This window comes from Enterobacter cloacae complex sp. IR53030 (genome assembly GCF_049238365.1).
In the GTDB taxonomy this organism is placed as follows: Bacteria; Pseudomonadota; Gammaproteobacteria; order Enterobacterales; family Enterobacteriaceae; genus Enterobacter; species Enterobacter kobei.
The window spans coordinates 18,592-43,810 of the sequence record NZ_JBMKHA010000009.1 but is presented as its reverse complement, the minus strand read 5'-3'; the positions used below and the strand labels follow the sequence as shown (position 1 = coordinate 43,810).

Below are 25,219 nucleotides of genomic sequence, written 5' to 3'. Positions count from 1 at the left end.
CGCTTGCAATTAAATCGTATGCAAATTATTTTAAGGGGACTGGAGGACATATGACTAAACACACTAATTCCGAGGATTCCCTGCCAGATGTGCACGGTATGCTCTGTTTTTCTCTTTACTCTGCGGGACATGCTTTTACTCAGCTCTATCGTCCCATGCTTGATAAGCTTGGCCTGACCTATCCCCAGTATCTGGTGATGGTTACCTTGTGGAATCAGGATGGGCGAACAGTGAAGGAACTGAGTGGTATTCTTTTTCTTGAGTCCAGCACGTTGACCCCTTTACTGAAGCGGCTGGAGACTGCGGGGTTGATCACCCGGACACGTAATCCGAAGGATGAGCGCGAAGTGCTTATCCACCTGACGGAGAAGGGGGAGGCGCTGAAAAGCGAGACCAGCACTATCACGCGCTGTATTGTGGATACCCTGGGGATGGACGCCGACATCATTGCTGACATCAAAGCATCAGTCGATAAGATCCGTGACAAGATCCACCGTGCGCAGAAACCGGACGCCAATGACCTGGCCTGATGGGGTCATTCGGGCAGAGACATACTGTCCATTCGTACGCTCTATGAAACACTGAATTTACTGGAGGGCTGTTTTTCGCATTGAGGAATCTCATTATGATGAGGGCTAATGATTCCCAGGGGATACCACATGCGCATTGACAATCTACAGTATTTTTTTGACCCACTTTGCGGCTGGTGTTATGCCAGCTCGCCCGCCCTGAATTATCTGGCACAACATTACATCGAAAAGCTCACGTTAATGCCCAGCGGTCTTTTTTGTGATGAGGGTGCCCGGCACATCACCGCCCAATGGGCAGAATATGCGTGGACAAACGATCGGCGTATCGCTTCGCTGACCGGTCAGCCATTCAGTGAGAGCTATCACCAGCTCCTGAACTCAGGTGCGCGCTTTGATTCGACGTTTATGAACCGGGCACTTACGGCTTTTCATGAAATCAGCCCGGCGGCAGAGGCAGGGCTGCTTCGTGCACTGCAACATGCCCGCTATGTCCTGGGGTGTGATACTGCGAAAAGTGATGTGGTGGAAGAGATCGGTATCGCCTGGGCTCGGGAAAATAACGTTGACCTCAACCCTAATGACTTTGCCGGCCGGCTTGATGCCGATAACGCGCTTCGCAGCCTGACGGACGACAGGATCGCTGACGTAAAGCGTCTTATGAATCAAAAAGGTTTCAGCGGGGTTCCGCTGCTGTTGGTTACGGTTGACAGCACTGAGCACATTATCAGCGGCCACGATCTCTATGGTGGAGCAAAAAGCATCGGCGAGGCGCTGGCAAAGCTTGCGTAGCCAAAACGAGGCTTCCGGTTTTACACACCGGAGCTTCGTTTATCACCTGTTCGAATGCCCGAATCATTTCTGGCGGGAGAGGGAACGGAAAGAGCAGTAGTACCCTGCAGATGCGATAAGGCAGAGCATATACCCGAATGATTCGCTACCTTCCTCCACGACATTCTTGACCACCCTGACGTAGCTTTTATCGAGTATCTCGTACCATAATTCGTGCATTCCAAACAGCCGGGAGAAAACCAGGACTGCCAGCAGACCACTGAGCATCATGCCGTACCACGGGGTACGGGTATAGTGGGTCAGTTGCGTAAGAGTAAGTCGGAAATGGATAACGGGATAAAGCAAAGCGCAAATGGCGGAAAGTAGTGCAAACCACACCCAACTTCCATGAGCCAGAAGATCAAAAAATGCATCCAGTTCGCGAATCAGCATGGAGAGGAAAAAGCCGCCGATCAGGATGTTGCAATAGCGCATGAATTCCCATTTCTTCGCCAGGAGGAAGTGAATAAATACGATGCTCACTAAAACCGATTCCTGCACAATTTCGGTCAGCGATATCTCCGGTATATCCAGATTAAATAAAGAGATATCCACCCACAGACAAAGTACGGGCAAGGAGCAGGCTGCTGACGCGAAAAGAAAGAAGAAAAAGCTTTTGAGCACAGACATTAACACCACCACTTTCATTCAAAACATCTATGATAAGTGGCTTCGAACGAAAATCTATTTCACTTTGTGCGCTATAGGCATGAATTTTAAGCATATTGAGCTACTTAGCGAGGGTGCGTTCACTCTGTGCCGATAAGATCCCCCCTTTCAGGGAGCTCTCCGTCACTAAAAGAGGCGATATGCTTGGGCTATCACAGGATGCGAATACATGGCTCCAGCGGCTTTAGTTTCCATAGCCATTCAGCCGTCCGGGTGTTTAAGCGGTTATAATAAAAAAATAAAAACTTTGCTTAAAAAAATTTTCTGTGCCTAAATAGCGTCATCGGTTTGGAATACAGACCTTATAAAAGCAGTTTAGTAAAGCAGTCCTCAGTTCAGGTGTTATCAATAGATACTCTTCTTCGTGAGCCTCCTCCTAAGTGCCAAATAAGTTACTCTCTAAATACAGGCCATCATCGCCGCGCTTAGTGGCTCAAAAAATAAGGAATTATCTATGTCTAATAAAATGACTGGTTTAGTAAAATGGTTTAACGCTGATAAAGGTTTTGGCTTTATCACGCCTGACGACGGCAGCAAAGATGTATTCGTACATTTCTCTGCTATTCAGAGCGACAGCTTCAAATCGCTTGATGAAGGCCAGAAAGTGTCCTTCACCATTGAAAATGGCGCTAAAGGCCCGGCAGCGGGTAATGTTTCTCCGCTGTAAGTCGCGCCTGTTATCTATGACCCTTACGATAGCGATGAAGACGCGAGTCTGAGCAGTTAAGCTTCACTGATAACAAAAAACCCGCCGAGTGCGGGTTTTTTTATGGCTCCAGGAAAATTGTTATTCTGTTTTGCCGACCTGTTTTCTGAGACAATTATCCTTCACCCGGAGGCGGGATGCGGTCCCGAAGGCTGTATTCCTGTGATAAACGCCAGAAATCATGACCAGCCGGATGCTGATATAAGCGGAGCGAGAATTGACCGGCGACAGCGGTGATGTATTCAAATATCGCTGACTGGGTATTTTCATACTCCATCCACAGTACGGATGAGGTAAAACAATAAATTTCCAGGGGAATACCCGACGGCGTAGGCTTTAGCGTTCGCACGACAATATACATATCTTTGATAATATCAGGCCGATCGGCGAGCCATGCCATCAGGTAATGCCGAAAAAGCGTTAAATTTGTCAGGCCATTATCCATAAACCAACTGTCCGGTACGCCCATGGGATCACGCCCGTCGATGAGCTTTGCCAGCGGTTCATTCGTGCCGCGCAGGGCCAGCATCGGGGCCAGCGTTTCCTGAGTGAGGAATTTAACTGAGTGCTGATCGATAGTGGTGCTGCGCATAATCCGGCGCGCCCCTGACGAAAACATGGCCTGCCAGTTGGTATACGTTTCGGTCAGGAAGTTTTTGGTCGGGATACGCGAGATTGTGTTATCCCAGTTACGGATGGTAATGGTGTGCAGCGCTATGTCGGTCACTTCGCCACTCAGGTTCTTATCGGGCATTTCAATCCAGTCCCCCAACTGCAGGACATCATTTGACGAAAGCTGGATATTGGCCACGAGCGAAAGCAGGGTGTGCTGAAAGACTAACATCAGTACGGCTGCTACGGCCCCGAGGCTGGAAATAATGATCGCAGGGGATTTATTCGACATGACGGCAAGGATCATGATCGCAGCGATGATGTGGATAAATATTTTCCCTATCTGGATATAGCCTTTGATAGAGTGATTTTTACGCTTCGTCTTACGTAAATAAGAGCTGTTGACAATATCCAGCATCTCATTGAAGAAAACCGACAGAAAAATAAAGAATAGAATCCCACAGATGGTATTTATTGCCGTCACCAGCGATGCCGGCATATTGGGCATAAACTGCAGGACGTAATAAACGATAATAACCGGAATGAAATTCGACAGCTTCTCGGCAATACGACGATCTTTTTCCAGCGGGACATCCTGTTTATGGCTGGAAAAGAAGACCTTACGAACGATTTTTATGAGCAGGAATTTGCACATCAGGTGCGCAAAGAAACCAGAGATGACCAGCAGAATAAGATTAAATCCAATGGCCAGAGCCGGATTGCTTTCTATGAATGTTAATAAATAATCCAAGTATACCACCGCTTATCGCCTGAATCGTATGCCATTTTGTATTAACCTCATTCAGGAGATAAATACAAAGATTTAACCAAATCATATAATGGCATATCCGGTACAGGCAAGTCCACGACCTGAATCCTAAGCCGCACCGAGCTATTTTGTTGCGGTCAGTAACTTTATTTTCAAATTCGTTCCAGGCGATAAAAGCAGGCGAATGTGCGTGGCAGTGCCCAGAATGGCGGCGCTAAAGAAACACCGTCTGGCGGCGAAGCCAGACGGTGGAGAGGTTACGCTTTGCGCGTTGCCGCTTTCATTGCGCTGACAAAGGTTTTCAGCTCAGCCAGCATTTGCTCTGGCTTGTCCACGTTCTTCTCAATGATTTTAACGATAGCGGAGCCTGAGATTGCACCGGCTGCGTTAGCGTCAATCGCCGCGGTGACCTGGTCGGGAGATGAAATCCCAAAGCCCTGCAGCGGAGGGGCCGCGTGGTATTCAGCCAGCTTTTCGACCAGATGATGCAGAGGCAGCGCCGCTTTGTTCTCCGCGCCGGTTACACCCGCACGGGAGAGCAGGTAGGTATACCCGCGACCATAGGAGGCAATCTGGCGCAGCAGTTCATCATCGGCGTTTGGCGGGCAGATGAAAATAGGTGCCACGTTATGTCGCATCGCCGCCTGACGGAACGGCGCAGACTCTTCTACCGGTACGTCTGCCACCAGAACGGAGTCGACACCCACGCGCGCGCACTCGGCGTAAAACTCATCAATACCACGGTTAAACACCAGGTTGGCGTACATCAGCAGGCCAATCGGGATCGTCGGATGCTTCTGGCGGATCGCCGCCAGCATCTCGAAGCACTGAGTGGGCGTCACGCCTGCGGCAAACGCGCGCAGGGTGGCGTTCTGGATGGTCGGGCCATCCGCCAGCGGGTCAGAGAACGGAATACCCAACTCCAGCGCGTCGGCACCCGCTTCAATCAGGGCGTCGATAATCTTCAGCGACTGCTCCGGGCCAGGGTCGCCCAGCGTAACGAAGGGAACGAACGCGCCTTCCTGGCGGGATTTCAGTTCGGCAAATGCATTATCGTAGCGTTCCATCAGATTTCCCCTCGTGCTTTCAGAATATCGTGAACGGTGAAGATGTCTTTGTCACCGCGACCGGACAGGTTAACGACCAGCAGTTGCTCTTTTTCCGGGTTCTCTTTCATCATTTTCAGCGCGTGCGCCAGGGCGTGGGAAGACTCCAGCGCCGGGATAATCCCTTCGCTGCGGCATAGCGTTTTGAAGGCTTCCAGCGCTTCGTCATCGGTAATAGAAACATAATCCGCGCGACCCGTGCTGTTCAGATACGCATGCTGGGGTCCAACTGACGGAAAATCCAGGCCCGCAGAGATAGAGTACGACTCTTCAATCTGGCCTTCCTCGGTTTGCATCATTGGCGATTTCATACCGAAGTAGATCCCCACGCGGCCATGCTTCAACGGTGCGCCATGTTCACCCGATTCAATGCCGTGACCGGCAGGCTCGACGCCAATCAAACCCACGCGGGTGTCGTCGATGAAATCAGCAAACATGCCGATGGCGTTAGACCCGCCGCCGACGCAGGCGATCACCGCATCCGGCAGACGACCTTCTTTTTCAAGGATCTGCGCTTTGGTCTCTTCACCGATCATGCGCTGGAATTCGCGCACGATGGTCGGGAACGGGTGCGGACCCGCCGCGGTACCGAGCATGTAGTGCGCGGTTTCGTAGCTGCCAGACCAGTCGCGCAGCGCTTCGTTACAGGCATCTTTCAGCGTCGCGGAGCCGCTGTGCACTGGGATCACTTCCGCCCCCATCAGGCGCATACGGAACACGTTCGGAGACTGACGCTCAACGTCTTTCGCACCCATGTAAATGCGACATTTCAGGCCCAGCAGGGCGCTGGCGAGCGCAGAGGCTACGCCGTGCTGGCCTGCACCGGTTTCAGCAATAATTTCGGTTTTCCCCATACGCTTCGCGAGCAGCGCCTGGCCGAGAACCTGGTTAGTTTTATGTGCACCACCGTGCAGCAGATCCTCACGCTTGAGATACAACGTCGTGTTTGTGCCTTCGGTCAGGTTGCGACATTTCGTCAGTGCTGTCGGACGGCCCGCATAGTTTTTCAGCAGGTCGGTAAATTCCGCCTGAAATGCCGGATCTTTCTGCGCACTAACGAACGCCTCTTCCAGCTGGCGCAGGGCGGGCATCAGGATTTGCGGGACGTACATCCCGCCGAACTCACCAAAATACGGGTTAAGTAATGTCGTCATCTTCTCTTCCTTAATATGCACGCAGAGTGTTAAAAACCGAGGCCAGTTTGCTGGCATCTTTAATACCCGGTTGTGACTCTACGCCTGAATTGAAATCGAGGCCTGCGCAGCCCGCTTTGGCAGCTTCCACGCAGTTATCCGGGCTTAATCCACCCGCCAGCAGGACGTTGTCCAGCTTTTCGCTATTTAGCAGTGACCAGTCAAAACGCTGACCCGTACCGCCCTGGCCGTTGTCGAGAACATATTTATCAACATGATTCAGGTTACGTGCGGGCAGGGTGGTACCCACGCTTTGTGCTTTCCAGATCTGCACCTGAGGGGCGAGGTCTGCACGCAGCTTATCGATGTAGGCTTGATCCTCATCGCCATGCAGTTGCACCGCACTCAGGGATAACGTTTCGGCTTTTGCCACGACGTCTGCGATATCCGCATTACGGAACACGCCCACATAGCTAAGTGGCGCTGCTGCGATCACATTGCGCGCCTGTTCCTCACTGACGGCACGAGGCGAGGCGTCAACAAAGATCAGGCCGCCGTAAATGGCCCCCGCGTCATACGCGGCCAGGGCATCCTGTTCGCGAGTTAAGCCACACACTTTGTTTTCACCGAGCAGGACGCGACGTACCGCGGCGTTAAGGTCGTCATGTTCCATCATGGCGGAACCAATCAGGAAACCGTTGGCGAAGTGGCTCAGCTCGCGCACCTGAGCGTAGCTGTTAATGCCGGATTCGCTGATTACCGTGACGCCAGAACCCAGACGCGGCGCAAGCTGGCGCGTACGGTTCAGGTCAATCGACAGGTCGCGAAGATCGCGGTTGTTAATGCCGACCACTTTGGCTTCCAGCGCGATGGCGCGCTCCAGTTCTTCTTCATTACTTACCTCGGTCAGCACGCCCATGTTCAGACTGTGCGCTACGGCAGACAGCTGGCGATACTGCTCGTCGTCGAGTACCGAGAGCATTAGCAGGCAGGCGTCAGCCTGGTAAAAACGCGCAAGCCAGATCTGATACGGGTCGATAATAAAGTCTTTGCACAGGATCGGCTGCGGCGCGATGCCGCTGACGATGGGCAGAAAATCGAAGCTGCCCTGGAAATATTTCTCATCCGTCAGCACGGAGATGGCGGACGCATGATGCTTATAAATACCGGCGATACGCGCCGGGTCGAAATCGTCACGAATAACGCCTTTTGACGGAGAGGCCTTTTTGCACTCCAAAATAAAGGCGGTGCGTGCGCCCTGCAGGGCGTCATAGAAACGACGGCTGCTGGGAACAACATCATTCTGGAAACTGGCAAGCGGCTGCTCTGCTTTGCGGGCTTCCACCCAGATGGCCTTATCGGCAACGATTTTCGCTAAAACGGTCTGCATTCTTTACCCTCTTGCCGCAAGTGCGGTAACGCGATCGTAAGCTGCACCGGAGCGCAGTACATCCAGAACTTTTTGGGCGTTAGCCTTCAGGTCTTCCTCACCGTGCAAACGCATCAGCATGGCGACGTTGGCTGCCACGGCGGCCTCATGCGCGGCCTCACCTTTACCTTGTAGTAAGCGCGTCAGAATGTCACGGTTTTCTTCCGGCGTGCCGCCCGCCAGCGCGTCCTGATGATAGGGTGTTAAGCCGAAATCAGACGCCTCGAGCTGATAGCTAAGCACTTCGCCGTTGTTCAGCTCGGCCACAAGCGTCGGTGCGTGGAGAGAAACTTCATCCATACCGCCGCTGTGTACCACGGCGGCACGCTGGTAACCCAGGACGCGCAGCGTCTCGGCAATCGGCAGGACCAGCTCAGGGCTGTATACGCCAATCAATGCCAGCGGCGGATGGGCCGGGTTAATCAGCGGACCGAGCACGTTAAAGAGCGTGCGGGTTTTAAGCTGCTGGCGCACCGGCATCGCATGGCGGAAACCGGTGTGGTACTTCGGCGCGAACAGGAAGCAGACGCCCAGGTCATCCAGCGCTTCTCGGGAACGTTCGGCATTCATGTCGAGGTTAATACCGAACGCGGCCAGCAGATCGGAGGAGCCAGACCGACTGGAAACGCTGCGATTACCGTGTTTCGCCACCTTCATCCCGCATGCCGCCGCCACAAAGGCGCTGGCAGTCGAAATATTGATACTGTTGCTGCCGTCGCCGCCGGTGCCGACGATATCGGCAAACGGATAGTCCGGGCGCGGGAACGGGGCGGCATTTTCCAGCAGGGCCGTGGCGGCACCGGCGATCTCCTGCGGGCTTTCGCCGCGCACTTTCATGCTCACCAGCGCCGCGGCCAGCTGTTCAGGCTTCAGCTCGCCACGCACTACAGCGGAGAAGAGCTGGTGGCTCTCCTGCTGGCTAAGGGTCTGCGCCTGGTACAGTTTCTCCAGAATCGGTTGCAGGGTATTGGTCTGCTCCAGCTTCTGTAGCGCCCAGTCGAGGGTCTGCTCCAGCAGACGAGCACCGTGTGATGTCAGGATCGATTCCGGGTGGAACTGCATGCCGCAGACGCGATCCGCGTCGTGACGTACCGCCATCACCATCCCTTCAAACGAGGCATTAATCGTCAGCCCGGCGGGAATATTACTCCCGACCAGCGAGTGATAGCGCGCAACCGGAAGTGGATTCGGTAACCCGGCAAACATCGCCTGGCCGTCATGTTCAATGCTGGAGGCTTTACCGTGCAGGATCTCGCCCGCCTGGCCGACATAGCCGCCGTAGGCTTCAACGATCGCCTGGTGACCGAGGCAGATGCCGATAATCGGTAGCTTGCCGCGCATGCGGGTCAGCAGCTCCGGCATACAGCCTGCTTCGCTTGGCGCGCCCGGACCCGGGGAGAGCATCAGCACCGGGTTTTGCATGGTCGCCAGACGGTCAATCAGGGTCTGCGCCGGTACGTGGTTGCGGTAAATAACGACGTTATGGCCATTCGCACGCAGCTGATCTGCCAGGTTATAGGTAAAGGAGTCGATATTATCGAGCAGCAGAATGTCAGCCATCAGAAAATCTCCTGTGCATGATGTGCGGTAGCAATGGCGCGCAATACCGCGCGAGTCTTACTGCGGGTTTCGTCAGCTTCAGACTGCGGAACAGAGTCGAGAACAATCCCGGCGCCGGCCTGGACGGTGGCAATTCCGTCTTCAACGTAGGCAGAGCGGATCACGATGCAGGTATCGAGATCGCCGTGGGCGGTGAAGTAACCCACCGCGCCGCCGTAGCTGCCGCGACGACGACCTTCGGCGGCGGCAATCAACTGCATCGCACGCACTTTCGGCGCGCCGCTCAGGGTGCCCATGTTCATGCAGGCCCGATAGGCGTGCAGCACATCGAGGTCGCTGCGCAGTTCACCCACCACGCGGGAGACCAGATGCATGACGAAGGAATAACGGTCGACTTTGGTCAGATCAGCCACGTAACGGCTACCCGGCGTGCAAATACGCGCAAGGTCGTTACGCGCCAGGTCAACCAGCATCAGATGCTCGGAGAGCTCTTTGTGGTCAGTACGCATTTCCAGTTCAATGCGGCTGTCGAGATCGCGATCCAGTGAACCGTCGGCACGACGGCCGCGGGGGCGGGTGCCTGCAATTGGGTAGATCTCAATCTGGCGGCTTGTAGCGTCGTATTTCAGGGAGCTTTCCGGTGACGCACCAAACAGAGTGAAATCATTGTCCTGCATAAAGAACATGTAAGGGCTCGGGTTACTCTTTTTCAGCACATCGTACGCTGCCAGCGGCGACGGGCAGGGCAGAGAGAAACGACGGGAAGGCACTACCTGGAAAATTTCCCCGGCGCGAATCGCTTTTTGCATCTGGCGAACCACGGCCCCGTACTGATCGTCGGTCTGGTTAACCTCACACGTCATCTGCTCGACGCGATGTACCGGCAGCGCAGGGGGCGCCTCCGTCATTTGCTGCTGGAGTTGAGCGATGCGATTTTCGAGGCGCTCTTTCTCAGCCGCGGACGGTGTGAACAGGCTGGCCTGGATGCGGGTGTATTTTTTCTGATGGTCGATCACCAGCAGGGTCTCGGCCAGATAGAAGCAGTAATCCGGGCAGCGGTTACCCTGCTCGGTTTCCGGCAAATCTTCAAACCCGGCGACCAGGTCATATGCAAACAGCCCGCCGAAGAACATCGCTTCACGCTCATCTTCCGGCACGGTGACCAGATTTTGCAGCAGGCGGAAGGCGTCGAAAACGGACAGCGAGCAGAGGCGGGCATCTTCGTCCAGCAGCTGGCTTACCGGAGGAAAATGCAGAATTCGCTGGTCCGGGTGACGTTTATTCTCGATGCCCGCAGGCAGGGCAGCATCGAGCAGCGGCAGCAGCGATGCGCCATTGTCAGAAAGTGCCTTGATGGTGACAGTGTCACCTAACGCGGTAATGCGCAGTGCGCTGTCAACCAGCAACAGGCTTTTAAGATCGTCCTTGCTGTCGATATCTGCAGACTCCAGCAGCAGCGTTGCCGGACGTGCGCCGCACACCTGATGAAACAGCGCGGTCGGGTTGTGGCGATAGGCCGCCTCGCAGGTCAGCAGGTCGAGATGGGGTTTGGCTGTTTGCATGTTGTTGTTCTCATTTATTCTGTTCAAAAAAAAGCCCGCTGGGTAGCGGGCTGGGTATCTGTTTGCATTTCGCAGACGCGTGACACTGCCCGAAAATCAGGAAGTGCGCCACCAACCGTGCAGAGTGAAATGTGCTGTCATTTTCAGATACCTTTCTCGTGTGAACTTGCGTACTAGTTAACTAGTTCGGTGGCGAGTTGTCAACCCTTGATTTCAGAATTTCGCGTTAAGTCGGTATCATGGCGGTTTCGGATGTCTCCAACCTGTTATGGGAAGTGCTTTGAGCGATACCACCTACGCCATTATTTATGATTTACACAGCCATACGCAGGCTTCTGATGGTCTGCTGACACCCGAAGCCCTGGTTCATCGCGCGGTTGAGATGCGCGTCGGCACGCTGGCGATAACCGATCACGATACCACTGATGCCATTCCGGCAGCGCGCGCTGAGATTGCCCGCAGCGGGCTGGCGCTGAATCTGGTCACCGGGGTCGAGATCTCAACCGTCTGGGAAAACCATGAAATTCATATCGTTGGTCTGAACATCGATATAGAACATCCGGCACTTGTAACGTTTTTGCAAGAACAAAAAACGCGCCGCAACCAGCGAGCGGAGATGATCGGTGAGCGTCTGGAAAAGGCGCATATTCCGGGCGCGCTGGAAGGGGCGCAAGCGCTCGCGAACGGTGGGGCAGTCACGCGCGGTCATTTCGCCCGTTTTCTGGTTGAAGCGGGCAAGGCAACGACCATGGCGGATGTTTTTAAAAAGTATCTGGCGCGCGGGAAAACCGGATACGTTCCGCCACAGTGGTGTACAATAAAACAAGCTATTGATGTGATTCATCATTCTGGCGGTAAGGCCGTGCTGGCCCATCCGGGGCGGTATAATCTTTCTGCTAAATGGCTGAAAAGACTGCTGGCACACTTTGCTGAATGCGGTGGCGAGGCGATGGAAGTCGCCCAGTGTCAGCAGGCACCCAATGAGCGTGCGCAGCTTGCGACTTATGCTCGCCAGTTCGGCCTGACAGGGTCGCAGGGCTCTGATTTCCATCAGCCCTGCGCGTGGATTGAACTGGGGCGCAAGCTTTGGTTACCGGCAGGCGTTGAGCCGGTCTGGCAGCTCTGGGAACAGCCGCAGCAAATTGAAGAGAGGGAAGTATGAGTCAGTTTTTCTATATTCATCCGGATAACCCGCAGCCACGTCTGATCAATCAGGCCGTGGAGATCGTCCGCAAAGGCGGCGTGATTGTTTACCCGACCGATTCTGGCTACGCGCTGGGCTGCAAAATTGAAGACAAAGGGGCGATGGAGCGTATCTGCCGTATTCGCCAGCTTCCGGACGGCCATAACTTTACGCTGATGTGTCGCGATCTCTCTGAGCTGTCGACCTATGCGTATGTTGATAACGTGGCGTTTCGCCTGATTAAAAACAACACGCCGGGTAACTACACCTTCATCCTGAAAGGGACGAAAGAGGTTCCGCGCCGCCTGTTGCAGGAAAAACGGAAAACCATCGGGATGCGCGTGCCGTCCAACCCGATTGCGCAGGCACTGCTGGAAACCCTCGGCGAACCGATGCTCTCGACTTCGCTGATGCTGCCGGGAAGTGAGTTTACCGAGTCCGACCCGGAAGAGATCAAAGATCGTCTGGAGAAGGTGGTTGAGCTGATTATTCACGGCGGCTATCTTGGTCAGCAACCGACCACCGTGGTCGACTTAACCGAAGATGCGCCAGAAGTGATTCGTGAAGGCGTGGGCGATGTTAAGCCTTTCTTGTAGAGGTGTAAGCAGATATACTACGCGGCCATCAAAGCAGGGCCAGGCCCTCTTTTGACCTGATTCGACGCCTGTGAAGGCGACACCTGAGGAAGCTCAATGAGCGAGAAGTTACAGAAAGTGCTGGCGCGCGCCGGCCACGGTTCGCGCCGTGAAATCGAAGCCATTATTGAAGCGGGCCGCGTGAGTGTGGACGGTAAAATCGCCACGCTGGGTGACCGCGTAGAAATCGTACCGGGGCTTAAGATCCGCATCGACGGTCATCTTATCTCCGTGAAAGAGTCTGCTGAACAGATTTGCCGCGTGCTGGCTTACTATAAGCCGGAAGGTGAGCTGTGTACCCGCAACGACCCGGAAGGTCGCCCGACGGTGTTTGACCGTCTGCCTAAACTGCGAGGTGCGCGCTGGATTGCCGTGGGTCGTCTGGACGTTAACACCTGCGGCCTGCTGCTGTTTACCACCGACGGTGAGCTGGCAAACCGTCTGATGCACCCAAGCCGTGAAGTGGAACGTGAATATGCCGTGCGTGTCTTCGGCCAGGTTGATGAAAATAAACTGCGCGACCTGTCGCGTGGCGTTCAGCTGGAAGACGGTCCTGCAGCGTTTAAAACCATCAAATTTACCGGTGGTGAAGGGATTAACCAGTGGTACAACGTCACCCTGACAGAGGGGCGTAACCGCGAGGTGCGTCGTCTGTGGGAAGCGGTAGGGGTTCAGGTTAGCCGCCTGATTCGCGTTCGTTACGGCGACATTCTGCTGCCAAAAGGTCTGCCGCGTGGCGGCTATACCGAACTGGATCTGACCCAGACCAACTACCTGCGCGAGCTGGTGGGGCTAACGCCGGAAACCACCTCAAAAGTGGCGGTGGAGAAAGATCGTCGTCGTATGAAGGCGAACCAGATCCGTCGTGCGGTGAAACGCCATAGCCAGGTGAACAGCAGCAACCGTCGCTCTGGCAGCCGGAATAACAACGGTTAATCTAAAAGCCCGGTGAACGCACCGGACTTTTTTCTTTAGTAATCAATCCCAGGCTGCGCTTTGATACCTGCATCAAATGCATGCTTGACCGGACGCAGCTCGCTGACGGTATCTGCCAGTTCCAGAATATCCCGATGACACCCACGACCCGTGACGATTACCGTCTGATGTGCAGGGCGGTTTTTCAGTGCATCCAGCACGGCATTCAGCGGCAGGTAGTCGTAGGCGACCATATAGGTGATCTCGTCCAGTAGCACCATATTGAGCGTCGGATCGGCCAGCATTCTTTTGGCGTGCTCCCAGACAGCAAGGCAGGCTGCGGTGTCGGTTTCACGGTTCTGCGTGTCCCACGTAAAACCGGTTGCCATCACCTGAAACTCAACGCCGTGAGGTTCCAGCAAATTGCGCTCCCCATTGGGCCATTCGCCTTTGATAAACTGGATTACGCCCACTTTTTGCCCGTGTCCGACGGCGCGGGTGGCGGTGCCGAACGCGGCGGTGGTTTTGCCTTTGCCGTTGCCGGTAAATACGATGACGATCCCTCGCTCGTCTTGGGCTGACGCAATGCGCGCATCAACCTGTTCTTTCAGACGCTGCTGGCGCTGCTGGTGACGTTCTTCACTCATTGCGAAATCCCCGGTTTACGGCCCGGTTGGGCATCAAAAGTCATTCCGGTTTTGCGACGGCTGTCGTCGCCCATTAGCCAGAGATAGAGTGGCATAATATCGGCCGGGGTTTTCAGCTTCTGCGGATCTTCTGTCGGGAACGCGCTGGCGCGCATTTTGGTGCGTGTTCCGCCCGGATTAATGCAGTTTACGCGCAGATGGCGGCTCTGATATTCCTCCGCCAGCACCTGCATCATACCTTCGGTCGCAAATTTAGATACAGCATATGCCCCCCAGTTTGCGCGCCCCTCACGGCCTACGCTGGAAGAGGTAAAGACCAGAGAGCCTGACTCGGATTTGAGTAATAAAGGAAGCAAGGCCTGGGTGAGGAAAAAGGTGCCGTTGACGTTAACCTGCATGACCTGCTGCCAGATATCAGGATCCTGCTCATCCATTGGACGAACTTCGCCTAACAACCCGGCGTTATGCAGCACACCGTCCAGACGTGGATAATGGGTGCTGATACGTTGGGCTAATTCCTGACATACCGCTGGCGTACAGGTCAGTAAATCAAGAGTATACCAGGGGGCCGGTATGCCACCTGCCGCTTCAATTTCCTGAGCGACACCTTTGAGTTTTTCTTCGTTGCGACCGATCAGAATAACGCTCGCGCCATATTCAGCATACGTCAGGGCCGCTTCGCGACCAATACCCGCGCTGGCACCGGTGACAAGAATGATCCGGTTCTGCAGCAGGTTTTTTTGCGGTTGATAGTGCACGGTGACTCCTCAGGCGCACGGTGACTCAATGGCGCCTTCATAATGACTTTTCGGCTTTATGCCCGAATTAGCGTGAGAATTCAATCAGTCTACAGGACGTATTACTGTAAAATTAACAATTTGCAAATATTTAAACCGCCGGGCGGGGATTCCTGAAGATGGCTCGCACAGGTAATGTCACGGGCGAGACGCAAAGGCAGGGCTGTTGTACACTGCCGTGAAAGATTCGTGGTTAAATCAAGGTGGAACGCGTGGAATTACTTTCTCAATATGGGTTGTTTTTGGCTAAAATCGCGACGGTGGTGATTGCCATTGCGGTCGTTGCCGTTCTGATTGTCAATCTCACGCAGCGCAAACGTCAGCGTGGGGAGTTACGCATTACCCGTCTGAGCGAGCAGTACAAAGAGATGCAGGAAGACATGTCCCTCTCACTGCTTGATAGCCATCAACAGAAGGCATGGCTGAAGGCCCAGAAGAAAAAGCACAAGCAGGAAGCCAAAGCCGCAAAGGCGAAAGCTAAGCTTGCAACGCCACAGTCTGACGCGAAGCCTCGCGTCTATGTACTCGATTTTAAAGGCAGTATGGATGCGCATGAAGTCGCTTCGCTACGGGAAGAGGTGACTGCCGTTCTGGCCGTGGCCACTCCGCAGGATCAAGTGGTGGTGCGTCTTGAAAGCCCAGGCGGCGTTGTGCACGGCTACGGACTGGCCGCTTCTCAGCTACAGCGTCTGCGAGAAAAGCAGATCCCGCTTACCGTGGCGGTAGATAAAGTCGCGGCAAGTGGTGGCTATATGATGGCCTGCGTAGCGGACAAAATTGTTGCGGCACCGTTCTCCATCATTGGCTCTATCGGCGTGGTCGCACAGATCCCAAACTTTAACCGTTTTCTGAAGAATAAAGAGATTGATATCGAACTGCACACGGCGGGTCAGTACAAACGTACCCTGACGCTGCTGGGGGAAAATACGGAAGAAGGGCGCCAAAAATTCCGTGAGGATCTCAACGAAACGCACCACCTGTTTAAAGATTTCGTACACCGTATGCGCCCAACGCTGGATATTGAGCAGGTCGCGACAGGCGAACACTGGTACGGTATTCAGGCGCAGGAAAAAGGGCTGGTTGATGAAGTGGGAACCAGCGACGATCTGCTGCTCAACCTGATGGACGGAAGGGAGCTGATAGGCGTGCGGTTCACCCAGCGTAAGCGCCTGATGGACCGCTTTACCAACAGTGCAGCGGAAAGCGCAGATCGCCTGCTGCTTCGCTGGCTACAGCGCGGACAAAAACCGCTGCTGTAAGCAAAAACGCGAGGCATATGCCTCGCGTTTTGCATTAATCGACCAGGTGATATTTTTCAGAAAGCGTATGCGCCAAGTATTTAAACATATTAAACACAGCGGTGCTTTTTGGGGTGGGTAATCCCTGTTCGTCAAGGAAGTATTCGCCGCTGAAAACCAGCACGCCATTACGCTGCTCTACACCGGTGGCTTCAATGCCCGCCAGGGTATCTTCATGGTCACGGATAAGCTTATTTGCTTCGATAAGCAGAGAGGCTCGGTCAATAGGTTGGGTCGTATTCTGCATAATCCACTCCTTAAACAGTGACAATAGTCTACGCCGGGGCCGCTTTGGGGGCAAATTTTCCCTGTATTGTGAGGGGATAAGATACAGGGGGCAGGTTGGCGGGATTTGCTTTTGCATGCTAATAAAGTTGCGTAACGAATTTTATCAGGTAGAGTGTGCGCTTTCGTCATTCTGGCAACAGAATTGCTTGACATTCGACCGGGAACTCGTCACGAATTATACGAGGTGTGAGAAAAATACCCGATAACTCAATCACCTGGGCGTCTTTCCTCAGACACCCGGTAGGACAAAGGGGTTGATATCTCCTGACGCAGCCGCAATATCATTGGCTCGTCGTCAGCGGAAGGGAAATCAACGTGCGGCGTATTCCTGGAAGAATTAAATTAGGTAAAGGTGAATATGGGTAAAGCTCTCGTCATCGTTGAGTCCCCGGCAAAAGCCAAAACGATCAATAAGTATCTGGGTAATGACTACGTGGTTAAGTCCAGCGTGGGTCATATCCGCGATTTGCCGACCAGTGGCTCAGCCAGCAAAAAGAGCGCAGACTCTACCTCCACCAAAGGGGCTAAAAAGCCTAAAAAGGATGAACGTAGCGCGCTTGTCAACCGCATGGGTGTTAACCCATGGCACAACTGGGATGCACAATACGAAGTGCTGCCCGGAAAAGAGAAAGTCGTTAACGAGCTGAAGCAGCTGGCTGAAAAAGCAGACCACATTTATCTCGCAACCGACCTTGACCGCGAAGGGGAAGCCATTGCATGGCACCTGCGGGAAGTGATCGGGGGTGATGACAAACGCTACAGTCGCGTAGTGTTTAACGAAATTACAAAAAATGCGATTCGTCAGGCGTTTGAGAAGCCTGGCGAGCTGAACATCGACCGTGTCAACGCCCAGCAGGCGCGTCGCTTTATGGACCGCGTTGTAGGCTATATGGTCTCTCCACTGCTGTGGAAAAAGATTGCCCGTGGCCTGTCCGCAGGACGTGTGCAATCCGTCGCCGTGCGTCTTGTCGTTGAGCGTGAACGCGAAATTAAAGCCTTCGTGCCGGAAGAATTCTGGGAAATTGACGCCAATGTGACCACGCCGGGCGGTGACGCTCTGCCACTGCAGGTGAGCCATCAGAACGATAAGCCTTTCCGTCCTGAAAACCGTGACCAGACCATGGCTGCCGTCGCGTTGCTGGAAAAAGCACGCTATCAGGTGCTGGAACGTGAAGATAAACCGACCAGCAGTAAACCTGGCGCGCCGTTTATCACGTCTACCCTGCAACAGGCGGCGAGTACGCGCCTTGGCTATGGCGTGAAGAAAACCATGATGATGGCCCAGCGCTTGTATGAAGCGGGTTACATCACCTACATGCGTACTGACTCAACGAATCTGAGCCAGGATGCGGTAAACATGGTACGCGGTTATATCAGTGATAACTTCGGTAAAAAATACCTGCCGGAAAGCGCCAATCAATTCGCCAGCAAAGAGAACTCTCAGGAAGCGCACGAAGCGATTCGTCCTTCTGATGTCTCTGTGTTAGCCGAGTCGCTGAAAGATATGGAAGCCGACGCCCAGAAGCTGTATCAGCTGATCTGGCGTCAGTTTGTCGCCTGTCAGATGACGCCTGCGAAGTATGACTCCACGACGCTGACCGTCGGTGCGGGCGACTTCCGTCTCAAAGCGCGCGGTCGTATCCTGCGTTTCGACGGCTGGACAAAAGTCATGCCTGCGCTGCGTAAAGGTGATGAAGACCGTACGCTGCCAGCGGTGAACAAGGGAGATGAGCTCTCTCTGGTTGATCTCGTTCCTGCTCAGCACTTCACCAAGCCGCCTGCGCGCTTTAGTGAAGCGTCGCTGGTGAAAGAGCTGGAAAAACGCGGTATTGGTCGTCCATCGACCTACGCGTCAATCATCTCGACGATCCAGGATCGCGGCTACGTTCGAGTTGAAAACCGTCGTTTCTATGCGGAAAAAATGGGTGAGATCGTCACCGACCGTCTGGAAGCTAATTTCCGCGAGTTGATGAACTACGATTTCACCGCGCAAATGGAAGACAGCCTCGACGAGGTTGCCAGCCATAAGGCGGAGTGGAAGAAAGTTCTCGACAGCTTCTTCAGCGACTTTACCAACCAGCTTGAAAAAGCGGAGAAAGATCCTGAAGAGGGCGGCATGCTGCCTAACCAGATGGTTCTGACCAGCATCGACTGCCCAACCTGCGGCCGCAAGATGGGTATCCGTACGGCAACCACGGGCGTCTTCCTCGGCTGTTCCGGCTACGCGCTGTCGCCAAAAGAGCGCTGCAAAACCACCATCAACCTGGTGCCGGAGAACGAAGTTCTCAACGTGCTGGAAGGTGAGGATGCGGAAACCAACGCTCTGCGTGCTAAACGCCGCTGCAAAAAATGCGGCACGGCGATGGACAGCTACCTGATCGATCCTAAACGTAAGCTGCACGTCTGCGGTAATAACCCAACGTGTGACGGGTATGAGATTGAGGAAGGTGAATTCCGCATTAAAGGCTATGACGGCCCGATTGTGGAGTGCGAGAAGTGTGGCTCTGAAATGCACCTGAAAATGGGGCGTTTCGGGAAGTACATGGCGTGCACCAACGACGAGTGTAAAAACACGCGCAAAATTCTGCGTAACGGTGAAGTGGCTCCGCCGAAGGAAGATCCGGTTCCGTTGCCAGAGCTGCCGTGTGAAAAATCCGACGCGTACTTCGTGCTGCGTGATGGTGCTGCGGGTGTCTTCCTGGCGGCCAACACCTTCCCGAAATCGCGTGAAACACGTGCGCCGCTGGTTGAAGAACTGCACCGCTTCCGTGACCGTCTGCCAGAAAAACTGCGTTACCTGGCCGATGCGCCACAGCAGGATCCTGAAGGCAATAAGACGGTGGTTCGCTTTAGCCGTAAAACGAAGCAGCAGTACGTGGCGGCAGAGAAAGAGGGCAAAGCGACCGGCTGGTCCGCCTTCTTTGTCGATGGCAAATGGGTTGAAGGCAAGAAATAAGCTTGCCTGACCGTCACTTACCTGTGAAAGGGCCGGACTTCCGGCCCTTTTTTATTACCTTATTATTATTTTTTGTTCCGTACTATACAGTCAGGCTATAAATGATATAGTGGTTATAGTTAACCCATTTCTTATTATCAAATCGTCTTAAGCGATTGACCGCGTGCGCTAAATCGGATGGTCTGGCATGAAATTACAGCAGCTTCGTTATATCGTTGAGGTGGTGAATCACAACCTTAATGTCTCTTCTACTGCCGAGGGGCTATATACCTCGCAACCGGGCATCAGCAAGCAGGTTCGCATGCTGGAGGATGAATTAGGTATTCAGATTTTCGCCCGTAGCGGTAAGCACCTTACGCAGGTGACGCCAGCGGGGCAGGAAATTATTCGCATTGCGCGTGAAGTCCTCTCCAAAGTCGATGCGATTAAATCTGTTGCAGGAGAACATACCTGGCCAGATAAAGGCTCGCTGTATATTGCCACCACGCACACCCAGGCGCGCTATGCATTACCTGGCGTCATTAAGGGCTTTATCGAGCGTTATCCGCGCGTCTCTTTGCATATGCATCAGGGGTCACCGACGCAAATCGCTGAAGCGGTGTCGAAGGGGAATGCCGATTTTGCCATCGCGACGGAAGCGCTCCACCTGTATGACGATCTGGTAATGCTTCCGTGCTATCACTGGAACCGATCGATCGTAGTGACTCCCGATCACCCGCTGGCGGGGAAAGGGTCGGTGACGATTGAAGAGCTGGCGCAATATCCGTTAGTCACCTATACGTTTGGCTTTACCGGACGTTCCGAGCTTGATACTGCGTTTAACCGTGCCGGGTTAACCCCACGCATTGTCTTTACCGCTACCGATGCCGACGTCATCAAGACTTACGTACGGCTTGGTCTGGGCGTGGGCGTTATTGCCAGCATGGCGGTCGACCCGGTGTCAGACCCTGATCTGGTACGTCTTGATGCACACGATATTTTCAGCCACAGCACCACAAAAATTGGCTTCCGTCGCAGTACCTTCCTGCGTAGCTATATGTATGATTTTATTCAGCGCTTTGCCCCGCATTTAACGCGTGACGTGGTGGATACCGCCGTTGCATTACGCTCAAATGAAGATATTGAAGAGATGTTTAAAGACATCAAACTCCCCGCAAAATAATCACACCCGGTATCTTTCCCTAACGGAAAGATACCGAAATACCGCCTTAAAGCTAAATTAGAATTATCATCATCTGCGCTCTCCCTGCCATATATTGTCATTATCCTTTTATTTTGTATGGTTTTAATGTCGTGAATTGGCGACAAAAATAGAAACTAATTAACGGCTACGCAAATTTTTCTTTTCAAATATTTATTTGTGGTCAAAAGAATGAATATTTCATACCTCCGGATGCGTAAATTCACTGGCTTTTCGGCTAAAGTTTCTTTAGGATTTATCTCAACAGATGATTAATTGTACCAATTGTTTGGTCCTAAATGATAAGCGATATCGATTGTATGAGGTTAGCAATGCCTTCAGGAAGTGAAGAACCGCAAAGGGATCCTGCGCTCAAGCGTAAAGCCTGGCTGGCGGTCTTTCTCGTCTCCGCCCTGTTCTGGCTGATGGTTGCTCTCCTGGCCTGGAAATATTGGGGTTGAATATGGCAGTGACGGTACGTACAGAAACGGTAAAACAGATGTGTCAGCGTCATGACACTGTCCATAAAGGACGTAAGGCTCCTGCGACAGTTGTGCCTGCATCCTGGAAACTGACGCCGCAGCAGCAAGCCTTTATTGATGTGTTCGCGGAAGACGAACCCAAAAAACAATAATTTAGTTTTTTGCGTAATGATGCATTGGGTCTGAATAACGACTATGCACCTTTGTACTCTTTAATAAATACACATCAGCAATATCGCACTGAGGACCTGCCTCGGAATGTTTAATAAATAATGCCTGGTGTCCCTATGATGAATAACATGACGTCTCACAAATACTGGTCATGGATTGGCGTGTTTACCCTGTCGATCCTGTTCTGGAGTCAGCTCATCTGGCTGGCCATCCGCTAAATGATAAAACCTCGCTGCGGCGGGGTTTTTTGTTTTGACGTCCTCTGGACCATTCCTAAATTTATCAATTCGGGTTGTTATCAAAACGTTACGACATCTTTGTGTTATCTTTAATTACGGCCCTGATGATTGTCAGGACATCTCTGTAATTAAGGAGGAGCTTATGTCGTTAACCCTACGCGAAGCCAGTAAGGACACATTACAGGCAGAAAATAAAACCTGGCATTACTATAGCCTGCCGCTGGCTGCCAGAACGCTTGGGGACATTTCGCGTTTACCCAAGTCCTTGAAAGTTCTGATGGAAAACCTCTTGCGCTGGCAGGACGGTGATTCCGTCACGCTCGATGATATCCAGGCTCTGGCGGGGTGGCTGAAGCATGCCCATGCCGACAGAGAAATTGCCTACCGCCCGGCAAGGGTCCTGATGCAGGACTTTACCGGTGTACCTGCCGTGGTGGATCTCGCCGCGATGCGCGAGGCGGTTAAACGCCTCGGCGGCGATACGGCCAAAGTGAACCCGCTTTCCCCCGTTGACCTCGTGATTGACCACTCCGTGACCGTTGACCATTTCGGTGATGACGATGCCTTTGGCGAGAACGTCCGTCTGGAGATGGAGCGTAACCACGAACGTTATGTTTTCCTGAAGTGGGGCCAGCAGGCATTCAGCCGCTTTAGCGTGGTTCCACCGGGCACGGGTATTTGCCACCAGGTTAACCTTGAGTATCTTGGTAAAGCCGTCTGGAGCGAATTACAGGACAAAGAGTGGGTGGCTTATCCGGATACGCTGGTGGGTACAGATTCCCACACCACCATGATTAACGGCCTCGGCGTGCTGGGCTGGGGTGTCGGCGGAATCGAAGCGGAAGCCGCCATGCTCGGTCAGCCGGTCTCCATGCTGATTCCGGATGTCGTGGGCTTTAAGCTGACAGGAAAACTGTCAGAAGGCATTACCGCGACCGATTTGGTACTCACCGTTACCCAGATGCTGCGTAAGCATGGGGTGGTGGGTAAATTTGTTGAGTTCTACGGGGACGGGCTGGATTCGCTGCCCCTGGCTGACCGGGCGACCATTGCCAACATGGCGCCAGAATATGGCGCAACCTGTGGCTTTTTCCCAATTGATGACGTCACGCTGGAGTACATGCGTCTGAGCGGACGCAGCGAAGAGCAGGTGGCGCTGGTAGAGGCCTATACCAAAGCGCAGGGCATGTGGCGCAATCCGGGCGATGAACCGGTATTTACCAGTACGCTTGAGCTTGATATGGGCAGCGTTGAGGCAAGCCTCGCCGGGCCAAAACGTCCGCAGGATCGCGTCGCGTTGACAGACGTGCCGAAAGCCTTTGCGGCCAGCAATGAGCTGGAAGTCAACGTGGCGAAGAAAGACCATCGTCCCATCGACTATGTGTTGAACGGCCATCAATATCAACTTCCGGACGGGGCGGTTGTGATTGCCGCCATCACCTCCTGTACCAACACCTCAAACCCCAGTGTTTTAATGGCGGCCGGTCTGCTGGCGAAAAAAGCGGTTGAACTGGGTCTGAAACCTCAACCGTGGGTCAAAGCCTCGCTGGCGCCGGGCTCCAAAGTGGTTTCGGATTACCTGGCGCAGGCTAAGCTGACGCCTTATCTTGATGAGCTGGGCTTTAACCTCGTGGGGTATGGCTGTACGACCTGCATTGGTAACTCCGGTCCGCTGCCTGAGCCCATTGAAACGGCGATCAAGCAGGGCGATTTGACGGTAGGCGCCGTTCTTTCCGGCAACCGTAACTTTGAAGGGCGTATTCATCCACTGGTCAAAACCAACTGGCTTGCTTCGCCGCCCCTGGTGGTGGCCTATGCGCTGGCCGGGAACATGAACATTAACCTGGTGACCGATCCGATTGGTCACGATCGCAAGAACGATCCCGTCTACCTGAAAGATATCTGGCCGTCCTCGCGTGAAATTGCGATGGCCGTTGAAAAGGTCTCTACAGAAATGTTCCGCAAAGAGTATGCGGAGGTCTTCGAAGGCACGCCGGAATGGAAAACCATCAATGTCGTGGGGTCGGACACCTATGACTGGCAGGATGACTCGACCTATATTCGTCTGTCTCCGTTCTTTGATGAGATGCTCGCCGAGCCTGCGCCGCTTAAAGATATTCATGGGGCGCGCATCCTGGCCATGCTGGGGGATTCTGTCACCACTGACCATATCTCTCCGGCGGGGAGTATCAAAGCCGATAGCCCGGCGGGCCGTTATTTGCAAAGCCGGGGAGTGGAGCGCCGCGATTTTAACTCCTACGGTTCGCGCCGCGGTAACCATGAAGTCATGATGCGGGGCACGTTTGCCAACATTCGCATTCGTAATGAAATGGTTCCGGGGGTGGAAGGGGGGATGACGCGCCATCTGCCGGGGACGGACGTCGTGTCGATTTACGATGCAGCCGTGAAATATCAACAGGAAGGTACGCCGCTGGCGGTGATTGCCGGGAAAGAGTACGGTTCCGGTTCCAGCCGTGACTGGGCGGCGAAAGGGCCGCGGCTGCTGGGCGTTCGTGTGGTGATCGCCGAGTCGTTTGAACGTATTCACCGCTCGAACCTCATCGGCATGGGGATTCTGCCGCTTGAGTTCCCGCAGGGCGTAACCCGTAAAACGCTGGGGCTGACCGGAGAAGAGCAGATTGATATTAGTGGTCTGCAAAACCTGCAGCCGGGTAAAACGGTGCCGGTGAAGCTGACGCGAGCTGACGGGAAGACGGAGGTACTGGACTGCCGGTGCCGTATTGATACGGCAACCGAATTGACCTACTACCAGAACGACGGCATTTTACACTATGTGATTCGTAAGATGCTCGATTGATAAAAAAGCCCGGCGCTTATGCCGGGCTTTTTACTTTCACTCTTTCAGCAGATGGCCCATCTTGGCGGCTTTAGTATCAAGATAGTGGGCATTTTTCGGGTTGCGGCCAACAATCAGCGGCACACGTTCGACAATGTTGATTCCCGCTTCGGTGAGGATTTCCACTTTTTTCGGGTTGTTCGTCAGCAGACGAACCTCGTCGACGCCCAGCAGCTTGAACATGTCCGCACACAGGGTGAAGTCACGTTCATCGGCGGCAAAACCGAGCTGATGGTTGGCTTCTACCGTATCGTAGCCCTGGTCCTGCAGCGCATATGCGCGGATTTTATTCAGCAGGCCAATATTACGACCTTCCTGGCGGTGATAGAGCAACACACCGCGGCCTTCTTCGGCAATATGAGAAAGGGCAGCTTCCAGCTGGAAACCGCAATCACAGCGCAGGCTGAACAACGCATCGCCGGTCAGACACTCCGAATGGACGCGGGACAGCACCGGCGTCTGCCCTGAAATATCGCCGTAGACCAGCGCAACATGATCCTGTCCGGTTGCCAGTTCTTCAAACCCCACCATCAGGAAATCGCCCCATGGGGTTGGCAGTTTGGCTTCTGCCACACGTTTAAGCTGCATGTGATTCTCCAGAGTAGGCTGACACGTTTCGTGTCTTGCGCCTGTTTTACTTTCTGTATCTGTTCATTTTGCCACAAGC

25 protein-coding genes and 1 other annotated feature are annotated in these 25,219 nt (G+C 53.7%); of the genes, 13 read left to right on the top strand and 12 right to left on the bottom strand.

Going from position 1 to position 25,219, the window contains the following annotated elements; all coding sequences use genetic code 11:
* The first annotated feature begins 50 nt into the window (after positions 1 to 50).
* Both ACOTXR_RS11345 and ACOTXR_RS11340 read left to right on the top strand, forming a co-directional pair.
* On the top strand, positions 51 to 530 hold the full coding sequence (locus ACOTXR_RS11345; RefSeq protein WP_014884107.1) for a MarR family winged helix-turn-helix transcriptional regulator: 480 nt from the start codon (positions 51 to 53) through the stop codon (positions 528 to 530).
* Between the two features lie 129 nt (positions 531 to 659).
* Positions 660 to 1,319 (top strand): DsbA family protein, encoded by a 660-nt coding sequence (locus ACOTXR_RS11340; protein ID WP_058689896.1) that lies wholly within the window; start codon positions 660 to 662, stop codon positions 1,317 to 1,319.
* A 63-nt stretch (positions 1,320 to 1,382) separates the two neighbouring features.
* On the opposite strand, the gene ACOTXR_RS11335 is transcribed toward ACOTXR_RS11340, so the two are convergent.
* The gene (locus ACOTXR_RS11335) at positions 1,383 to 1,988 is read right to left on the bottom strand and encodes a hypothetical protein (RefSeq protein ID WP_058689897.1); all 606 of its coding nucleotides are present in this window, start codon (positions 1,986 to 1,988) and stop codon (positions 1,383 to 1,385) included.
* Between the two features lie 493 nt (positions 1,989 to 2,481).
* Here ACOTXR_RS11335 and cspE point away from each other — a divergent pair, with 493 nt between their 5' ends.
* Positions 2,482 to 2,694 carry a transcription antiterminator/RNA stability regulator CspE gene (gene cspE, locus ACOTXR_RS11330; RefSeq protein WP_014884103.1) on the top strand — a complete coding sequence of 71 codons (213 nt, stop codon included), beginning with the start codon at positions 2,482 to 2,484 and terminating at the stop codon, positions 2,692 to 2,694.
* A 154-nt stretch (positions 2,695 to 2,848) separates the two neighbouring features.
* Here the strand turns inward: cspE and ACOTXR_RS11325 are convergent, their stop codons facing one another.
* The 7 genes from ACOTXR_RS11325 to trpL all read right to left on the bottom strand — a co-directional run bounded on the left by ACOTXR_RS11325 (position 2,849) and on the right by trpL (position 11,045).
* Positions 2,849 to 4,105, bottom strand: coding sequence for a mechanosensitive ion channel family protein (locus tag ACOTXR_RS11325; protein WP_023330557.1), 1,257 nt, complete (start codon positions 4,103 to 4,105; stop codon positions 2,849 to 2,851).
* Positions 4,106 to 4,371: 266 nt separating this feature from the next.
* On the bottom strand, positions 4,372 to 5,181 hold the full coding sequence (trpA, locus tag ACOTXR_RS11320; RefSeq protein ID WP_014884101.1) for a tryptophan synthase subunit alpha: 810 nt from the start codon (positions 5,179 to 5,181) through the stop codon (positions 4,372 to 4,374).
* Entirely contained in the window at positions 5,181 to 6,374 is a 1,194-nt protein-coding gene (gene trpB, locus ACOTXR_RS11315; RefSeq protein WP_014884100.1) for a tryptophan synthase subunit beta, read from the bottom strand. The genes trpA and trpB overlap by 1 nt, the downstream gene beginning before the upstream one ends.
* A gap of 10 nt (positions 6,375 to 6,384) precedes the next feature.
* A complete protein-coding gene (gene trpCF / locus ACOTXR_RS11310; RefSeq protein ID WP_058689898.1) occupies positions 6,385 to 7,743 on the bottom strand; it encodes a bifunctional indole-3-glycerol-phosphate synthase TrpC/phosphoribosylanthranilate isomerase TrpF in 1,359 nt (452 codons plus the stop codon).
* A gap of 3 nt (positions 7,744 to 7,746) precedes the next feature.
* Positions 7,747 to 9,342 carry a bifunctional anthranilate synthase glutamate amidotransferase component TrpG/anthranilate phosphoribosyltransferase TrpD gene (gene trpD, locus ACOTXR_RS11305; protein WP_014884098.1) on the bottom strand — a complete coding sequence of 532 codons (1,596 nt, stop codon included), beginning with the start codon at positions 9,340 to 9,342 and terminating at the stop codon, positions 7,747 to 7,749.
* Complete coding sequence (locus ACOTXR_RS11300; RefSeq protein ID WP_222834552.1) at positions 9,342 to 10,904, bottom strand: anthranilate synthase component 1; 1,563 nt, start codon at positions 10,902 to 10,904, stop codon at positions 9,342 to 9,344. The genes trpD and ACOTXR_RS11300 overlap by 1 nt, the downstream gene beginning before the upstream one ends.
* Before the next feature lie 25 nt (positions 10,905 to 10,929).
* Positions 10,930 to 11,024, bottom strand: a sequence feature (Trp leader region).
* Positions 11,001 to 11,045, bottom strand: coding sequence for a trp operon leader peptide (trpL, locus tag ACOTXR_RS11295; protein ID WP_106993556.1), 45 nt, complete (start codon positions 11,043 to 11,045; stop codon positions 11,001 to 11,003). Its footprint overlaps the feature before it by 24 nt.
* A 139-nt stretch (positions 11,046 to 11,184) precedes the next feature.
* On the opposite strand from trpL, the gene rnm reads away from it, so the two are divergent.
* From rnm to rluB, 3 genes are all read left to right on the top strand, one after another.
* The gene (gene rnm / locus ACOTXR_RS11290; RefSeq protein WP_045281236.1) at positions 11,185 to 12,066 is read left to right on the top strand and encodes an RNase RNM; all 882 of its coding nucleotides are present in this window, start codon (positions 11,185 to 11,187) and stop codon (positions 12,064 to 12,066) included.
* Positions 12,063 to 12,683 carry an L-threonylcarbamoyladenylate synthase gene (locus ACOTXR_RS11285; protein ID WP_003856793.1) on the top strand — a complete coding sequence of 207 codons (621 nt, stop codon included), beginning with the start codon at positions 12,063 to 12,065 and terminating at the stop codon, positions 12,681 to 12,683. The genes rnm and ACOTXR_RS11285 overlap by 4 nt, the downstream gene beginning before the upstream one ends.
* A gap of 96 nt (positions 12,684 to 12,779) precedes the next feature.
* A complete protein-coding gene (rluB, locus tag ACOTXR_RS11280; RefSeq protein WP_014884095.1) occupies positions 12,780 to 13,658 on the top strand; it encodes a 23S rRNA pseudouridine(2605) synthase RluB in 879 nt (292 codons plus the stop codon).
* A 35-nt stretch (positions 13,659 to 13,693) separates the two neighbouring features.
* Here rluB and cobO read toward each other — a convergent pair whose 3' ends face one another.
* Together cobO and ACOTXR_RS11270 are read right to left on the bottom strand one after the other, a co-directional pair.
* The gene (cobO, locus tag ACOTXR_RS11275; protein ID WP_023337380.1) at positions 13,694 to 14,284 is read right to left on the bottom strand and encodes a cob(I)yrinic acid a,c-diamide adenosyltransferase; all 591 of its coding nucleotides are present in this window, start codon (positions 14,282 to 14,284) and stop codon (positions 13,694 to 13,696) included.
* Entirely contained in the window at positions 14,281 to 15,042 is a 762-nt protein-coding gene (locus tag ACOTXR_RS11270; protein WP_014884093.1) for a YciK family oxidoreductase, read from the bottom strand. The genes cobO and ACOTXR_RS11270 overlap by 4 nt, the downstream gene beginning before the upstream one ends.
* Before the next feature lie 251 nt (positions 15,043 to 15,293).
* Here ACOTXR_RS11270 and sohB point away from each other — a divergent pair, with 251 nt between their 5' ends.
* Complete coding sequence (gene sohB, locus ACOTXR_RS11265) at positions 15,294 to 16,340, top strand: protease SohB (protein WP_014884092.1); 1,047 nt, start codon at positions 15,294 to 15,296, stop codon at positions 16,338 to 16,340.
* Between the two features lie 34 nt (positions 16,341 to 16,374).
* Here sohB and ACOTXR_RS11260 read toward each other — a convergent pair whose 3' ends face one another.
* Positions 16,375 to 16,626, bottom strand: a complete 252-nt coding sequence (locus ACOTXR_RS11260; protein ID WP_003856804.1) for a YciN family protein — start codon at positions 16,624 to 16,626, stop codon at positions 16,375 to 16,377.
* Positions 16,627 to 17,025: 399 nt separating this feature from the next.
* Here ACOTXR_RS11260 and topA point away from each other — a divergent pair, with 399 nt between their 5' ends.
* The 6 genes from topA (at position 17,026) to acnA (ending at position 24,513) form a co-directional block, all read left to right on the top strand.
* Positions 17,026 to 19,623, top strand: coding sequence for a type I DNA topoisomerase (gene topA, locus ACOTXR_RS11255; protein WP_023330550.1), 2,598 nt, complete (start codon positions 17,026 to 17,028; stop codon positions 19,621 to 19,623).
* A 187-nt stretch (positions 19,624 to 19,810) separates the two neighbouring features.
* Positions 19,811 to 20,785, top strand: coding sequence for an HTH-type transcriptional regulator CysB (gene cysB / locus ACOTXR_RS11250; protein WP_006175683.1), 975 nt, complete (start codon positions 19,811 to 19,813; stop codon positions 20,783 to 20,785).
* 338 nt (positions 20,786 to 21,123) lie between these two features.
* The gene (locus ACOTXR_RS11245) at positions 21,124 to 21,264 is read left to right on the top strand and encodes a YmiA family putative membrane protein (RefSeq protein ID WP_213391151.1); all 141 of its coding nucleotides are present in this window, start codon (positions 21,124 to 21,126) and stop codon (positions 21,262 to 21,264) included.
* A 2-nt stretch (positions 21,265 to 21,266) separates the two neighbouring features.
* On the top strand, positions 21,267 to 21,437 hold the full coding sequence (locus ACOTXR_RS11240) for a hypothetical protein (protein WP_032629003.1): 171 nt from the start codon (positions 21,267 to 21,269) through the stop codon (positions 21,435 to 21,437).
* Positions 21,438 to 21,575: 138 nt separating this feature from the next.
* The gene (gene ymiC, locus ACOTXR_RS11235; RefSeq protein ID WP_014884088.1) at positions 21,576 to 21,674 is read left to right on the top strand and encodes a small membrane protein YmiC; all 99 of its coding nucleotides are present in this window, start codon (positions 21,576 to 21,578) and stop codon (positions 21,672 to 21,674) included.
* A 163-nt stretch (positions 21,675 to 21,837) separates the two neighbouring features.
* On the top strand, positions 21,838 to 24,513 hold the full coding sequence (gene acnA / locus ACOTXR_RS11230) for an aconitate hydratase AcnA (RefSeq protein ID WP_023338386.1): 2,676 nt from the start codon (positions 21,838 to 21,840) through the stop codon (positions 24,511 to 24,513).
* A 36-nt stretch (positions 24,514 to 24,549) separates the two neighbouring features.
* On the opposite strand, the gene ribA is transcribed toward acnA, so the two are convergent.
* Positions 24,550 to 25,140: a GTP cyclohydrolase II gene (ribA, locus tag ACOTXR_RS11225; protein WP_008501210.1), complete on the bottom strand. Its 591-nt coding sequence runs from the start codon at positions 25,138 to 25,140 to the stop codon at positions 24,550 to 24,552.
* Between the last annotated feature and the right edge of the window lie 79 nt (positions 25,141 to 25,219).

Excerpts from the sequence above, each read along its gene's own strand:
- trpA (WP_014884101.1), bottom strand. The coding sequence starts at position 5,181 with ATGGAACGCTACGATAATGCATTTGCCGAACTGAAATCCCGCCAGGAA.
- ACOTXR_RS11345 (WP_014884107.1), top strand. The coding sequence starts at position 51 with ATGACTAAACACACTAATTCCGAGGATTCCCTGCCAGATGTGCACGGT.
- topA (WP_023330550.1), top strand. The coding sequence starts at position 17,026 with ATGGGTAAAGCTCTCGTCATCGTTGAGTCCCCGGCAAAAGCCAAAACG.
- trpB (WP_014884100.1), bottom strand. The coding sequence starts at position 6,374 with ATGACGACATTACTTAACCCGTATTTTGGTGAGTTCGGCGGGATGTAC.
- ACOTXR_RS11340 (WP_058689896.1), top strand. The coding sequence starts at position 660 with ATGCGCATTGACAATCTACAGTATTTTTTTGACCCACTTTGCGGCTGG.
- cspE (WP_014884103.1), top strand. The coding sequence starts at position 2,482 with ATGTCTAATAAAATGACTGGTTTAGTAAAATGGTTTAACGCTGATAAA.
- ACOTXR_RS11240 (WP_032629003.1), top strand. The coding sequence starts at position 21,267 with ATGGCAGTGACGGTACGTACAGAAACGGTAAAACAGATGTGTCAGCGT.
- ACOTXR_RS11260 (WP_003856804.1), bottom strand. The coding sequence starts at position 16,626 with ATGCAGAATACGACCCAACCTATTGACCGAGCCTCTCTGCTTATCGAA.
- trpD (WP_014884098.1), bottom strand. The coding sequence starts at position 9,342 with ATGGCTGACATTCTGCTGCTCGATAATATCGACTCCTTTACCTATAAC.
- ACOTXR_RS11300 (WP_222834552.1), bottom strand. The coding sequence starts at position 10,904 with ATGCAAACAGCCAAACCCCATCTCGACCTGCTGACCTGCGAGGCGGCC.
- ACOTXR_RS11245 (WP_213391151.1), top strand. The coding sequence starts at position 21,124 with ATGAGGTTAGCAATGCCTTCAGGAAGTGAAGAACCGCAAAGGGATCCT.
- rluB (WP_014884095.1), top strand. The coding sequence starts at position 12,780 with ATGAGCGAGAAGTTACAGAAAGTGCTGGCGCGCGCCGGCCACGGTTCG.
- ymiC (WP_014884088.1), top strand. The coding sequence starts at position 21,576 with ATGAATAACATGACGTCTCACAAATACTGGTCATGGATTGGCGTGTTT.
- ACOTXR_RS11285 (WP_003856793.1), top strand. The coding sequence starts at position 12,063 with ATGAGTCAGTTTTTCTATATTCATCCGGATAACCCGCAGCCACGTCTG.
- cysB (WP_006175683.1), top strand. The coding sequence starts at position 19,811 with ATGAAATTACAGCAGCTTCGTTATATCGTTGAGGTGGTGAATCACAAC.
- acnA (WP_023338386.1), top strand. The coding sequence starts at position 21,838 with ATGTCGTTAACCCTACGCGAAGCCAGTAAGGACACATTACAGGCAGAA.
- ribA (WP_008501210.1), bottom strand. The coding sequence starts at position 25,140 with ATGCAGCTTAAACGTGTGGCAGAAGCCAAACTGCCAACCCCATGGGGC.
- cobO (WP_023337380.1), bottom strand. The coding sequence starts at position 14,284 with ATGAGTGAAGAACGTCACCAGCAGCGCCAGCAGCGTCTGAAAGAACAG.
- trpCF (WP_058689898.1), bottom strand. The coding sequence starts at position 7,743 with ATGCAGACCGTTTTAGCGAAAATCGTTGCCGATAAGGCCATCTGGGTG.
- ACOTXR_RS11335 (WP_058689897.1), bottom strand. The coding sequence starts at position 1,988 with ATGTCTGTGCTCAAAAGCTTTTTCTTCTTTCTTTTCGCGTCAGCAGCC.